General features: G+C 50.1%; 13 protein-coding genes. 1 reads left to right on the forward strand and 12 read right to left on the reverse strand.

The window, feature by feature from the left end:
* Nucleotides 1-77: 77 nt before the first annotated feature.
* The 10 genes from whiA to hprK form a co-directional block, all read right to left on the reverse strand.
* Nucleotides 78-1034 carry a DNA-binding protein WhiA gene (whiA, locus tag ABIC15_RS03340; protein WP_012371269.1) on the reverse strand — a complete coding sequence of 319 codons (957 nt, stop codon included), beginning with the start codon at nt 1032-1034 and terminating at the stop codon, nt 78-80.
* On the reverse strand, nt 1031-2029 hold the full coding sequence (locus ABIC15_RS03345; RefSeq protein WP_114595117.1) for a gluconeogenesis factor YvcK family protein: 999 nt from the start codon (nt 2027-2029) through the stop codon (nt 1031-1033). Before ABIC15_RS03345 ends, whiA begins: the two co-directional genes overlap by 4 nt.
* A complete protein-coding gene (rapZ, locus tag ABIC15_RS03350) occupies nt 2029-2898 on the reverse strand; it encodes an RNase adapter RapZ (RefSeq protein ID WP_026827576.1) in 870 nt (289 codons plus the stop codon). Before rapZ ends, ABIC15_RS03345 begins: the two co-directional genes overlap by 1 nt.
* A gap of 112 nt (nt 2899-3010) precedes the next feature.
* Nucleotides 3011-3973 (reverse strand): thioredoxin-disulfide reductase, encoded by a 963-nt coding sequence (gene trxB / locus ABIC15_RS03355; protein WP_012371272.1) that lies wholly within the window; start codon nt 3971-3973, stop codon nt 3011-3013.
* A gap of 60 nt (nt 3974-4033) precedes the next feature.
* Nucleotides 4034-5518 carry a tetratricopeptide repeat protein gene (locus tag ABIC15_RS03360; protein WP_012371273.1) on the reverse strand — a complete coding sequence of 495 codons (1485 nt, stop codon included), beginning with the start codon at nt 5516-5518 and terminating at the stop codon, nt 4034-4036.
* A gap of 96 nt (nt 5519-5614) precedes the next feature.
* Nucleotides 5615-5995: a sporulation phosphorelay system protein KapB gene (gene kapB / locus ABIC15_RS03365; RefSeq protein WP_012371274.1), complete on the reverse strand. Its 381-nt coding sequence runs from the start codon at nt 5993-5995 to the stop codon at nt 5615-5617.
* Nucleotides 5996-6024: 29 nt separating this feature from the next.
* Nucleotides 6025-6507 carry an acyltransferase gene (locus tag ABIC15_RS03370; RefSeq protein WP_012371275.1) on the reverse strand — a complete coding sequence of 161 codons (483 nt, stop codon included), beginning with the start codon at nt 6505-6507 and terminating at the stop codon, nt 6025-6027.
* Nucleotides 6491-7147 (reverse strand): pyrophosphatase PpaX, encoded by a 657-nt coding sequence (gene ppaX / locus ABIC15_RS03375; protein WP_290827598.1) that lies wholly within the window; start codon nt 7145-7147, stop codon nt 6491-6493. The genes ABIC15_RS03370 and ppaX overlap by 17 nt, the downstream gene beginning before the upstream one ends.
* A gap of 4 nt (nt 7148-7151) precedes the next feature.
* Nucleotides 7152-7985 (reverse strand): prolipoprotein diacylglyceryl transferase, encoded by an 834-nt coding sequence (lgt, locus tag ABIC15_RS03380; protein ID WP_290827600.1) that lies wholly within the window; start codon nt 7983-7985, stop codon nt 7152-7154.
* Nucleotides 7985-8920, reverse strand: a complete 936-nt coding sequence (gene hprK, locus ABIC15_RS03385; RefSeq protein ID WP_012371278.1) for an HPr(Ser) kinase/phosphatase — start codon at nt 8918-8920, stop codon at nt 7985-7987. Before hprK ends, lgt begins: the two co-directional genes overlap by 1 nt.
* A 120-nt stretch (nt 8921-9040) precedes the next feature.
* Here hprK and ABIC15_RS03390 point away from each other — a divergent pair, with 120 nt between their 5' ends.
* Nucleotides 9041-9433, forward strand: a complete 393-nt coding sequence (locus ABIC15_RS03390; protein ID WP_012371279.1) for a hypothetical protein — start codon at nt 9041-9043, stop codon at nt 9431-9433.
* A 105-nt stretch (nt 9434-9538) separates the two neighbouring features.
* On the opposite strand, the gene ABIC15_RS03395 is transcribed toward ABIC15_RS03390, so the two are convergent.
* Both ABIC15_RS03395 and uvrA read right to left on the reverse strand, forming a co-directional pair.
* On the reverse strand, nt 9539-10642 hold the full coding sequence (locus ABIC15_RS03395) for a DUF4097 family beta strand repeat-containing protein (protein WP_012371280.1): 1104 nt from the start codon (nt 10640-10642) through the stop codon (nt 9539-9541).
* A gap of 108 nt (nt 10643-10750) precedes the next feature.
* Nucleotides 10751-13606 (reverse strand): excinuclease ABC subunit UvrA, encoded by a 2856-nt coding sequence (gene uvrA, locus ABIC15_RS03400; RefSeq protein WP_354019712.1) that lies wholly within the window; start codon nt 13604-13606, stop codon nt 10751-10753.

Here is a 13606-nt window from a genome sequence, read left to right on the forward strand (position 1 = left end):
AAAACTCCTTAATTCGAACATTTAGTTGCATCGACTATATATTATAGTAGACTATGGTTCATCTCGCAAGTTACTCCCTAAAGAGCCCCGGTCATCGACTCCCCGTTTCGGATTTTATCCGCGATTTGATCAATCTTGCGCAATCGATGATTGATCCCGGATTTCGAGATGGAACCGCTCTCGACCATCTCACCGAGCTCCTGTAATGTCACGTCTTGATGTGTGACCCGCAAGATGGCGATTTCTTTTAATTTATCCGGCAAAACGTCGAGTCCGACCGTCCGTTCCAGAAACTTGATGTTCTCGACCTGGCGCAGTGCCGCCCCAACCGTCTTGTTGAGGTTTGCCGTCTCACAGTTGACGAGCCGGTTGACTGAATTCCGCATATCTTTTAAAATACGGACATCCTCAAACCGTAACATCGAATACGTCGCTCCGACGAGCTTCAGAAAATCAGAAATCTTCTCACTTTCCTTGATGTAGAGAATATGTCCTTTTTTCCGTTCGATGGCTTTTGCATTCAAATCAAACTGATTTGTCAGGCTGCGCAAGGCGGCATTATGTTCTTCGTACAGACTGAAGATTTCCAGATGGTACGAAGACGTCGCCGGATTGTTTAACGATCCGCCGGCTAAAAAGGCGCCGCGCAGATATGCCCGGGCACGCCGTTCGTCTTTGAGAATCGAATCGCTGATTGAACGGATCATCGTAAATCCTTCCCCTAAAATCCCGAGGTCCTGTAAAATCTTATCCGCTTGTTGTTTAACGCGGACGATGTAGACATTATTTTTCTTCAAGCGCATTTTTTTCCGGACCAGTAAATCCAGATGGACGGCATACGCCCGTTTGAGCAAGGAATAAATACGGCGGGCAATCGATGCGTTTTCCGTCGAGATATCCAGTGTCAGACCACGTCCGAGTCCGAATGAGATGGCTCCGTTCATCCGGGCCAAAGCGGCGAGTTCCGCCTTCATTTCATGATCGGTGATCGCGATTTGCGTTAACTCTTTTTTGACTTCTGATGCAAAACTCACGTCAGTTCCTCCTTCCCTTCGAATTGACGCACACGTCGGATGGATAGAACTTTCCGCATGACGAGGCTTGCGACAGCATCCGAGTCATGACGGATGAAGTGATGGTTATAATCCACGATATCGTCCGCGAGTACTTCAATTCCTGCTTCTTCAAAACTTGATTCATCATAGGTCACGATGTCGGCATGATCCTTTTGATACTTCCGCAGATAACTGACATCAATCGATTCGTTGTTGACGATGATTGTATCAATCACCCCTTTACCGAGGAATCGTTCCAACACATTCAAGTGATCATTTGCCGTAAAGGCTGTCGTCTCACCCGGCTGCGTCATGACGTTACAAATATAGACGACCGGCGCAAGCGATTGACTGATGGCGTCCCGGATTTCCTCAATCAGGACGTTCGGAATGACACTCGTATAGAGACTGCCGGGACCGAGGACGATGACATCAGCATCAAGAATCGCCTGAATCGCTTCCGGAACCGGACGGACATCCTCTTCCTCGAGGAAAATCCGCTCGATGACTTTGCCGACTTTCGGAATCAGGGATTCCCCTTTGACGATCGTTCCGTCTTCAAACTCGGCGCATAACGTAATCGTCCGTTCCGTCGCCGGATAGACTTTCCCTTCGGCATTCAAGAGTTGTCCCATGACACCGATCGCTTCGACGAAGGAGCCGTTACAGAGCTGCGTCGCTGCCGTCAGCATCAAATTACCGAGTGAGTGCCCGTGCAGCCCTTCTCCCGTCTCAAAGCGGTACTGCATGATCCGGTCCATCAGCGTCTCCGATTTTGAGAGCGAAACGATGACGTTCCGGATATCGCCCGGCGGTAACATGTTAAACTCTGTCCGCAGACGGCCGGAGCTTCCGCCGTCGTCGGCGACGGTGACGATGGCCGTGATATCAAGCGGATAGTGTTTTAGCCCGCGCAAGAGAGTCGATAGGCCCGTTCCTCCGCCGATGGCGACGACTTTCCGTTCCCATTTCATTATTTTTCCTCCTTCGCATGGACATAATCCCGATGGTTCGTCACGACATGGTATTGATTCTTGAATTCTTTACTGATCGCTTCGGCAAACGTAATCGAGCGGTGTTTGCCCCCCGTACAGCCGAGCGCCACGACGAGCTGCGATTTCCCTTCCCGTTCATACTGGGGAATCAGGAATTCGAGCATGTCGACGAGCTTTTTATAAAACAGCTTCGCTTCCGGCCACTGCATGACGTACGACGAGACTTCGAGATCGAGTCCCGTTTTCGGACGGAGTTCCGGAATATAAAACGGATTCGGCAGGAAACGTAAATCGAAGACGAGATCGGCGTCGAGCGGCAGACCGTGCTTAAATCCAAACGACATGACATTGACGGTGAACGGAATCCGCTCCCCTTCCGTAAACTCTTTTAAGATCCGTTCCTTTAAGGCAAGCGGTTTGATGTCACTCGTATCCATCAGCAACTGGGCTTTATCGCGGAATCCTTCGAGCAACGTCCGTTCCCGCTCGATACCGATCAATGGAGACGCAGTCGGTGCGAGCGGATGCGACCGTCGGGATTCTTTGTACCGGCGGACGAGTACGTCATTACGGGCATCGAGGTACAGCATCCGGATTTGCAGATTCGTTTTTTTCAAATCTTCATAGACGACAAAGAAGCTGTCAATGAAATCACGAGCCCGTGTATCAATGGCGACGGCGATTTTTGGACGCACCTGCCCAATGACTTCGATCAATTGCGGCAGTAACGTCGGCGGTAAATTATCGACACAAAAATAGCCCAAGTCTTCAAAGCTGTTCATTGCGACTGTTTTGCCGGCGCCGCTCATTCCTGTAATGATGACCAGTTGCGGTTGATTCTGTTCCATCTCTTCGCCCTCCAGACAACAGTTCCGTGTGTATTTTTCACTCTCATGTCAGTATAACATAAAAAAAGAGCCAGCTTGATGGAAGAGCCTCCCAACCAAGCTGGATCTTGAATTAGACTTGTGATGATTCCTGTAATTCTTCAAGCAAGGCTTCGATGTAGTGTTGCGCGTTTTGCGCGGCAATCGAACCGTCGTTTGTCGCTGTGACGACTTGACGAAGTGTTTTTTCACGGACGTCGCCGGCTGCAAAAATGCCTTTGATGTTCGTTTCCATTGCTTCATTTGTCACGACATAGCCTTGGTCGTTCAGAATACCAAGATCTTGCACATATCCTGTGATCGGGTTCATCCCGATGTAGATGAATACGCCATCGATTGGATACGTCGTTGTTTCCGCCGTTTTCGTATTGATCAGTTCAATGCCGCCGACTTTTCCGTTATCTTCGTTGATCTGTTTGACCGTATGGTTCCAGATGAAATCGATTTTCGGATTGTCGAATGCCCGTTTTTGAAGAATTTTTTGAGCACGTAATTCTTCACGACGGTGAACGATCGTGACTTTTTTCGCGAAGCGCGTCAGGTAGACACCTTCTTCGACGGCAGAGTCACCGCCACCGATGACGAACAGTTCTTTTTCTTTAAAGAACGCGCCGTCACAGACTGCACAGTAAGATACACCGCGTCCGCCGAGTTCTTCCTCACCCGGAACACCGATTTTCTTATACTGTGCTCCTGAAGCGATGATGATCGCCCGGGCATGGTAATCCTTGTTGTGAGCATGGACGGTCTTGAACGCCGGACCGTCTTCAATGCTGCGGACGTCGCCGTACGCATACTCTGCGCCGAACGCTTTTGAGTGGTCGAACATTTTTTGTGAAAGATCCGGTCCTAAGATACTGTCATAACCGGGATAGTTTTCGATATCTTCCGTATTGGCCATCTGTCCGCCCGGAATACCGCGTTCGATCATCAGTGTTGAAAGGTTCGCACGTGATGCGTAAAGTGCTGCTGTCATTCCGGCAGGACCGGCACCAATAATGATGACGTCATAAATTTTCTGTTCAGTTTCTGTCATGATTCCACCCCATCTGTATTTTCGTTGTAACTTGAGTATAGGTGAGAATCGTACAAACGTCTAACACTTTGCACGGGCCGGGTTTAAAAGTCGTTGATAGGCACGGATCGCCGTTGCCGTATCCTCAAAGGAAACGTGGACGAGTGCCGCACAGTCTTCAATCAACATACCGTCGCGGACATCGTGGAATAAATAAATCAGAGCCGCAGCCGACTGTTCGACCGAATCAAACGTCTCACCGCTCAAGACGAGTCGCGCAAACCGTTCGTAAAAATCACCTTCAAGGCTCATCCGTTCTTCATCCGAGACAAATCGTTCCGCAAGGCGGATCGTCATCAAGGCACGGTGAATCCGGGCATCGACGACGTCGTGCTCCCCGTTCATCTCATGAATGATTTGTTCCGTCAGCAAGAGGACGTCCGGATGATCCGTTACTTCCGGCATCATCGATAACGCGAGTTTCGCTTCTTCATCATTCAGCTTGCCGAGTAACAACGCTGTAAAAATCCGTGAGACATCATCTTCCGTCTTCAAGGCTTGAATCAAAGCCGAGCGGAACTGGAGATTATGACGGATGTCGTAAGCTTCCTGTTCTTCCCGCATACTTTGCGCTTCTTCTGATTGAAGGAACGCAGCTGCTTCTTCGACGTGTCCCGTTTTGAAAGCTGAGATCGACAGCCAGTGTCCGAACAGCGGATCTCCACGGTAGCCGCGTCGTTCCAGTAACTTCAGTTCTTCGTAAGCCAAATCGTGACGACCGATGATCGCAAGCGTCGAAGCGACCTTGTAGCGTGTTTCAAGATTCACAGAGCGGACATGCTCGAGCTTGTTCGATAAACGATGCGCTTCTTCATCCTGTCCCATCTCGTGCAACAGCACAAGCGTGTTACAGAGAGCATGCAGGTTTCCCGGATTTCCATCGAGGACCTGTTCCAGTGAAGCAAACGCCCGGTCGTTTTCACCAAGGTAAAACTCGACGATGGCAAGATTGTTGTATGCCGGCCAGAAGGTCGGATACTGGACGATCAGGGATTCGAGTGTTTCCTGCGCCGCAAAGAGCATCCCTTTGTCGATTTGACGTTGTGCCTGAGCATGTAAACGAATCAATTCATCCTCATCGTCATCTTCCATCTCTTGTTCGAGATCGATTAATTCCACGAGCGCGGCCGATGCCTCTGCGTGTTTCCCGTTTGGTGCACTGGATAAATATTCAAGCGCGTAATTTTTCGCCTCTTCATATAAAGAGACATGCGCGTAGTTATTCGCTAAATAAAACAAGGATTCCGTATTTGACTGGTCGAGCGTCCGCACTTGTTTCAAGACATCATTGGCATGATTGATTTCGCCTGTCTCGAACAAAACACGAGCGTAACGTAAAAGATAACGGACATCACTCGGCTGAAGCGTCGTTGCTTCATCAAGGTGATAAACCGCCTCTTCCAGTCGCCCTTCCCGGTGCGCCTTCCGTCCGCGGAAATAAAAAAGTTCCGCTTGGCGCGTTGTAATCGCAAAGGGGTCTGCTTTGTATTCAGTTAATTCCATCATGATTCAAGCCCCCATAGATCTAAATCTGGTTTCGTAGTTGCAGAGACAAGAATAACCTATCTCGGAAACCGTTGCAACAGAAAAAAACGCCGGGGTTTATCCCCAACGTTTCGCATAAATCGATTCCAGTTCCTTGTAATTCTCTAAGCATTTTTGTACGAAAGCATCCGCTTGCGGGTTTTGTCCATTCAACCGTTCGACTTCTTTGTCGAACGCTTGGCGTAAGCTTTCGGCGTAGCTCGGAATCTCACCTTCATAGGCATAAACGACACCGGGAGCAACCGTTACTTTTTCGTGCGGGTGTAAGGCAGTACGGACATGGAAGAGGGGCACGTCGACCTGATTCGGATTGTGCAGATCACCTTGAATCGGGTGTTTCTCGACGGCCAGTACCTCGACGACCAACCCTTGCGGACGTTCGGCAAATAATCTTCCGAAATACTTTCCTGTTTTATACGTAAAGCGGATATGACTCATCTTGTCCTCTCCTTCCTCTCACATTTTCGTCACATTTCGTGCCGGCGGAGCGGCTGACTCGACACGCGTTCCCCGGGCAGAATATCCCGATGGACGACGGAACCGGCTCCGACCATCGCACCGTCCCCAATCGTCACGCCGGGTAAAATCGTCACGTTTGCGCCAATCAACACGTCATTTCCGATCGTCACGTTGCCGATCCGGTATTCCGTCGTCAAATATTCGTGGCAGAGAATCGTCGTATTGAAGCCGATGACCGTATTGGAGCCGATCGTAATCCGTTCCGGGAACATCGTATCCGGCATGACCATCAACGCCAGTGCCGTCCGGTCGCCGATCTTCATCCGCAAACACGTCCGGTAGAGACTGTTCTTGAAGCGGAGCGACGGCGAGAACCGGCCAATCGTAATGATGATGAAACACCACATGACTTTGAAGAACGATACCGTCCGATACATATGCCAGAGCGGATTTGTCGCTCCGACGTGATACCGGTCAGTCCGCCTTGGCATTTTCAGCCTCAATCCAGTCGCCCAACTGTTCCATCGAATCAATGATCAAATCCGGTTCAAGCGCTTCGAGATATGGACGTCCTTTGATTGCCCAGCCGACGGCAACGGTTTTCAGACCGGCATTTTTCCCGCCGTGGATGTCCGTGTCGTTGTCACCGACCATGATTGTTTCTTCGCGTGTTGAACCGAGTAACGCCATCGCCTTTTCAAACGGTTCGACAGCCGGTTTTTCTTCCGTAACATCATCTGCCGCGATGACCGCGTCAAACAGATGCGACAGTCCAAACAGTTCGATTCCTTTTAACGCAACGCGCCGGCTCTTTGAAGTGACGATTGCCATTTTGTAGCCCTGTTCCTTCAATCGGCGTAATCCGTCGAGCACACCCGGATACTCGAGAACAAGTGCATCATGCATCGCAATGTTGTAACTCCGGTAAAACGCGACCATCTCTTTCCATTGACCGGCATTCATTTCCGAGAACGACTTTTCAAGCGTCGGTCCGATGAACGGAAGCAGTTCTGCTTCCGTAAAGGTCCGGTCCGGATAATAATAATCGAGCGTATGGGCAAAACTTTTTAAAATGAGGGGATTCGTATCAATCAACGTCCCGTCGAGATCAAAGAGAATCGTTTGAATCATCGGTTCATTTCGCCTCCCGTTTTGTTCCGTCCAAATAACGGACGGCATTTTTTCGGATAAACAGCATGATCAGACCAAAGACAATCAGACAGATCGAGACGATTTGTGCCGTCCGGAGACCGCCGCCCATCATTAAACTGTCCGTCCGTAAGCCTTCGATGTAAAAACGTCCGATCGAGTACCAGATCAGGTAACCGAGGAAGACATAACCGCGTCGCGGATTAAACTTCATCCGCCAGACAATCAACAGGATGACACCGATGATGTTCCAGATACTTTCATATAAGAACGTCGGAATGTAATAAACCCCGTCGATGTACATCTGATTGACGATCCAGTCCGGTAAGTGCAACGTATCCTGCAGGAAGGTCCAGGTCGTCTCGCCGCCGTGCGCTTCCTGGTTAAAGAAGTTGCCCCAGCGTCCGACCGCTTGTCCGAACAAGAGTGACGGTGCCAGAATATCGGCAATTTGCCAAAACGAGATGTTTTTCTTGCGCGTATAAATCAGGACGGTCAAAATCGCACCGATGATGGCACCATGGATCGCAATCCCGCCTTGGCGGATGTTGATGATTTGATCGAGATTCTGACCATAATAATCCCATTCGAACGCCACGTAGTAAATCCGGGCGCAGATGATACTGATCGGAATCGACCAGATGACGACATCGACAGCATATTCTTCGTTAAAGCCAATCCGTTTGGATTCAAAGATGGCAATCATCAGACCGACGACCGCGCCAAGCGCGATGACGATACCGTACCAATAGATCGGAATCGGCCCGATTTCGATCGCCACCCGGTCAAACGTCGGTTGGACACTCGCTAATGTTCCCATCAAAGACCACCGTTCCCATCTTCAATCGCTTGCGCGAGACGCCCTGCAAATTCTTCTGCTGTATTGATGCCCATGTTTTTCAGACGATAGTTCATGGCAGCCACCTCGATGATGACAGCCAGGTTTCGTCCGGGACGAACCGGAATCGTCAAGAACGGGATTTCCGTATCGATGATTTGTAAGGTTTCCTGGTCCAGTCCTACGCGGTCGTAGACTTTCGCCTGATCCCAGATTTCCAAATTACAGACGAGGCTGATTTTCTTGTGCGAACGAACGGCACCGGCACCGAATAACGTCATCACATCGATGATCCCGATTCCGCGAATCTCAAGCAGATGCTGAATCAATTTCGGAGCGGTCCCGACAAGGATGCCGTCGCCGGTCTGACGAATCTCGACCGAATCATCGGCGACTAAACGGTGTCCCCGTTTGACGAGTTCAAGAGCTGTCTCGGATTTCCCGACGCCGCTTGCCCCTTTGATGAAAACACCGACGCCGTAGATATCGACGAGCACGCCGTGCATTGCCGTTGTCGGTGCGAGCTCCGCTTCGAGGAAGTTCGTAATTTGTGATTCGACCGATGTCGTATGTCCCTTCGTCGTCAAAAGAGGGACGTTCGTTTCGTCCGCCGCCTTGACGATTGCTTCCGGTACATCAAAACCACGTGTAATCAAAATTCCCGGTGTCTCATCCGTACAGAGAACGTTTGCCCGCTCGAGCTGTTCCTCATACGTCAGGTTGTTGAAAAACGTCAATTCCGTTTTCCCGAGAATCTGCAGACGTTCTGCCGGGTAATAGGCATAATAGCCGGCGAGGACAAGACCCGGTCGACAAAGATCAGCCGTCAGAATCGGACGATGCAGTCCTTCTTCTCCGGTGACGATTTTTAAATTGAATTGCTTTACGATTTCAGCTGTTCGCACTTTTGGTTGCACGCTCAATCAGCCCCTTTCACTTGAAGTATTGTACCATATTTTTCTCAAAATCAAGGATTTCGATTAGAAGTGGACAATCTTGGGAATGGAGTACAGATAGGAAAAAAAGGAGGTTTTATTATGATGGAATCAACAGGCAGCGGAATCGGCATTATTATCATCATGATTTTATTCGCAATTCTCGCCATCGTCGGCTTTGTTTACCTGATCATCGCCTTGATCGATATGTGGAAAGCCTATTCGCGCAATCAGGACCAAACGGCATTATTATTCTTCATTATCTCGATTATCGGAATCTTCATCAGCGGTTCGTTTATCTCGTACATTTTAGCTATCATTTTCTATTGGAACCGCTCACGCCGCAAGAGCTGGATGGGAATCGGCTTGATCATTCTCTCGATCGTTCTTGCCATTGTCGGTGTCGTCACACTTTTATCGTTTGGATATGACATGAATAACTTCGAAAACATGAATTTTGACGATCCGATGATGGATCAAGACTACAATTATTAATTCGTACCGGCATTTCATCCGGCGACTCCCTATCTTCTGATAGCGGGTCGTCTTTTTTTCGGCAAAAAAATCCTGCCCCTTATGAATCAAGGGACAGGACTCGGATTATAAAGCTTGCGGACTTAAGTGAACACCGTGCGTGACGGAAATCGTGCCCGTCTTCGTATCAGCGGCGACTTCAATCTTCGGAGTCCGACCACGACCTGACAGGAAGTGGAGTTTCCGGTTGACGACTTCTTTTTGATCGCGGATCAATTCCATTTCGTCGAGGTTACAGTTCAGACCGCCGAAGTTCGTTTCCAGTTCACCGTAGACTTCTGCACCGTGCGGCAACATCAAGGCGATGCTTCCGGCAAGCGACGACGCTTGGATCTTCGCATCCTGGACTGTCTTCAGTTCACACCGGACGTTACCGTTCGCCGTCTTCAGATCAGACCGCTCAAACACGCCGGTCGCAATGACTTGACCGTTGGCCGTTTTCGCTCTTAACGACTTGATTTCCGATTCTTCGATTTCGATCGAACCGTTGGCGGTTGACGTCTTCACTTCTTCACTGAACAGGTCACGGACATGAATTCGTCCGTTCGCTGTCATCAGTTGCACTGACGTCGCATCAAGCGACGATAACGTGACTTCACCGTTTAACGTCTGCAAGACGAGTGATTCATAGTGACGGCGCGGAATCTTCAAGTGAACCGTCGCGCGAACGCGTTTATCCTTCAGACGAATCGATAACGTGTTCGCAGAAACAGAGTGCTGAAGTGCTGCCTGCAGTTGCTCCAGCGCTTGTTCTTCGTTCACTTGACGGAGCGGGCGACCGGTAACGGTCAACTCACACTCTTCCAAGTCACCCGGTTCGACGATGGCATTGGCATTAAATAAATCCAAATGAATCGTCTCACCGCTGAACGGGAATTGTTTGACGTACGTGACGTTCGGTCCGGACGTTTGATTGAGTGACAAGTCACTTTCTTTGATCCGGTTGACGAGGCCGTCAAAAGCTGACATGACTTTTGATGTCAAGGAGTCGACCGTATAATGGTCGACCCGGTCGTATTGTTCCGGTTCGTCCACGTATTTATGCTCACTTGAAGACGACGGTTTCTGATCGATGGCTTCAAGGCGTTCGAGTTTATCGAGTGCTTCGTCAATCGTCAGCTTTCCTTCTTTCACTTGTTCAAGTATCAGTTGGCGCATATCCTGCTTCATCAATAGTTCCCTCCTCTGATCTGGTACACGTTAATCGATGGGACTTGCTTATTTACTTCGTTCTACTTTCCTTACTTCCCTTTTTACGATTCCTGAATCAAAAAAGTTTCATGATTTGATTCGGGCCGTGTCTCGTTCGAGAACAGGAGCCAGGTAATGACCGGTATAGGATTCCTTGACCGCTGCGATTTCTTCCGGTGTTCCGGTCGCGACAATCTTCCCGCCGCCGTCTCCGCCCTCTGGTCCGAGATCAATCAAATAGTCAGCTGTTTTGATGACATCCAGGTTGTGTTCGATGACGAGCACCGTGTCTCCGTTGTCGACGAGTCGTTGCAAGACTTTCAGCAATCGGGCGATATCGTGGACGTGTAACCCGGTCGTCGGCTCATCGAGAATATAAATCGTTTTCCCGGTCGAACGTTTATGCAGCTCGGATGCCAACTTGACCCGTTGTGCTTCTCCGCCGGACAGTTCCGTCGCCGGTTGTCCGAGACGCATGTAGGTCAGACCAACGTCGACAATCGTCTGCAGTTTCCGACTGATTTTCGGAATCTTTTCAAAGAATTCCAACGCATCTTCAACCGTCATCTCGAGCACATCGGCAATCGTCTTGCCTTTATATTTTACTTCCAGCGTTTCGCGGTTGTAGCGTTTGCCGTGACAGATTTCACACGGCACATACACATCCGGCAGGAAGTGCATCTCAATCTTGATGATGCCGTCGCCGCGGCAGGCCTCGCAACGTCCGCCTTTGATGTTGAAGCTGAAGCGGCCTTTTTTATACCCGCGGAGTTTTGCTTCGTTCGTCGAGGCAAAGACGTCGCGGATATCGTCAAAGACGCCGGTATACGTCGCCGGGTTCGAACGTGGTGTCCGACCGATCGGCGACTGATCGATATCGATGACTTTATCGATTTGGTCGAGTCCTGAAATCCCTTTATGGGCCCCCGGTTTTTCCTTCGCCCGATTCATCTCATGGGCAATCGTCTTGTAGAGAATCTCATTGATCAATGTCGATTTCCCGGAACCGGATACACCGGTCACGGCGACGAACAAACCAAGCGGAATGTCGACATCGACGTTTTTCAAATTGTTTTCCGATGCTTTATGGATTCGTAAGGCCCGACCGTCCGGTTGTTTCCGTTCAGACGGGACGGGAATGAATTTCTTGCCGGACAAGTATTGTCCCGTCAAAGAATTCGGATCCTGCATCAGTTCTTCCGGACGTCCCGCTGCCGTGACGAATCCGCCGTGGTCACCGGCTCCCGGTCCGATATCAATCAGGTAGTCCGCTGCCATCATCGTATCCTCATCATGTTCGACGACAATCAACGTGTTTCCGAGATCGCGCATCGTCTTGAGGGTATTGATCAGCCGGTCGTTATCACGCTGGTGGAGTCCGATTGACGGTTCATCAAGGACGTACAAAACACCGGTCAGCCGTGACCCGATTTGCGTCGCGAGACGAATCCGTTGTGCTTCTCCGCCGGACAATGTACCGGCAGCCCGCGAGATCGTCAGATAATCGAGTCCGACGTTCTCGAGGAACGACGACCGTTCATGAATTTCGCGGACAATCATCCGGGAAATCGTCTGATCCTTCTCGGATAATTTGTCTGGCAACTCTTCAAAAAAGACGACGGCCTGTTTGACGGACATCTTCGTCACTTCACCGATATGGATTCCTGACACTTTGACGGCGAGGGATTCGCGTTTTAAGCGGTGTCCTTTACATGTCGGACAGGCTTTTTTCGCCATGTACCCTTCCATCTGTTCCCGGATGTAGTCGGACGATGTCTCTTTGAAGCGTCGTTGTAAATTGTTCAGGACACCTTCAAAGAACAATGACGTATTGCGGACCATCCCAAAGTCATTTTCATAGCGGAACTGGATTTCTTCCTTCGTGCTACCGTTCAACAGAATATCGCGGTGTTCGTCCGACAGCTGTTCGAACGGTGTATCCATGTCGATGTTGAAGTGGCTGCAGACAGCCGCAAGCAACTGCGGATAATATTGTGAACTGGTTGGTTCCCAGGCGATGATCGCCCCTTCGTTCAACGATTTATCCGGATGCGGTACAACGAGATCAACGTCGACTTCGAGTTTCGTCCCGAGTCCGTCACACGATGTACAAGCTCCGAACGGCGAGTTAAACGAAAACATCCGTGGTTCGAGTTCTCCGATTGAAAAACCGCAGATCGGGCAGGCATGATGTTCGCTGAACAACAGTTCGTTTCCGTCCATCGTATCAACGATGACACGACCGTCCGCAAGACGAAGCGCCGTCTCGAGCGAATCCGCGAGGCGGGCTTCCACATCCGGACGGACAACGACCCGGTCGACGACAACTTCGATCGAGTGTTTTTTATTTTTCTCGAGTTCGATGTCATCTGTCAAATCGATCGTTTCGCCATCAACGCGAACACGGACGAACCCTTCTTTTTTCAGGTCTTCGAAGACTTTGACATGGGCGCCTTTGCGGCCGGAAATGATCGGTGCGAGAATCTGCAGACGGCTGCGCTCCGGCAGTTCCATCACCTGGTCGACCATCTGACTGATCGTCTGGCTTGAGATTTCAATCCCGTGATTCGGACAAATCGGTTTTCCGATCCGGGCATAGAGCAGACGGAGATAGTCATAGATTTCCGTAACCGTCCCGACCGTCGAACGCGGGTTTTTACTGGTCGTCTTTTGGTCAATCGAAATGGCCGGACTGAGTCCTTCGATCGCATCGACGTCCGGTTTGTCCATCTGTCCTAAAAACTGGCGGGCATAGGCGGACAGACTTTCGACATACCGCCGTTGTCCTTCCGCATAAATCGTATCAAATGCGAGAGACGATTTCCCGGACCCGGATAAGCCTGTCAGGACGACAAGCTGATCGCGCGGGATTTCGACATCGATGTTTTGTAAGTTATTGACGCGAGCGCCCTTGATGATGATCTTGTTCTTTTTTTCTGCCAA

The sequence above is a fragment of the Exiguobacterium sp. PvP048 genome (assembly GCF_040549175.1).
In the GTDB taxonomy this organism is placed as follows: domain Bacteria; phylum Bacillota; class Bacilli; order Exiguobacteriales; family Exiguobacteriaceae; genus Exiguobacterium_A; species Exiguobacterium_A artemiae.

Coding starts and splice junctions, on each gene's coding strand:
- ABIC15_RS03345 (WP_114595117.1), bottom strand. CDS start 2,029: ATGAAATGGGAACGGAAAGTCGTCGCCATCGGCGGAGGAACGGGCCTA.
- rapZ (WP_026827576.1), bottom strand. CDS start 2,898: ATGGAACAGAATCAACCGCAACTGGTCATCATTACAGGAATGAGCGGC.
- trxB (WP_012371272.1), bottom strand. CDS start 3,973: ATGACAGAAACTGAACAGAAAATTTATGACGTCATCATTATTGGTGCC.
- ABIC15_RS03360 (WP_012371273.1), bottom strand. CDS start 5,518: ATGATGGAATTAACTGAATACAAAGCAGACCCCTTTGCGATTACAACG.
- kapB (WP_012371274.1), bottom strand. CDS start 5,995: ATGAGTCATATCCGCTTTACGTATAAAACAGGAAAGTATTTCGGAAGA.
- ABIC15_RS03370 (WP_012371275.1), bottom strand. CDS start 6,507: ATGCCAAGGCGGACTGACCGGTATCACGTCGGAGCGACAAATCCGCTC.
- ppaX (WP_290827598.1), bottom strand. CDS start 7,147: ATGATTCAAACGATTCTCTTTGATCTCGACGGGACGTTGATTGATACG.
- lgt (WP_290827600.1), bottom strand. CDS start 7,985: ATGGGAACATTAGCGAGTGTCCAACCGACGTTTGACCGGGTGGCGATC.
- ABIC15_RS03390 (WP_012371279.1), top strand. CDS start 9,041: ATGATGGAATCAACAGGCAGCGGAATCGGCATTATTATCATCATGATT.
- ABIC15_RS03395 (WP_012371280.1), bottom strand. CDS start 10,642: ATGAAGCAGGATATGCGCCAACTGATACTTGAACAAGTGAAAGAAGGA.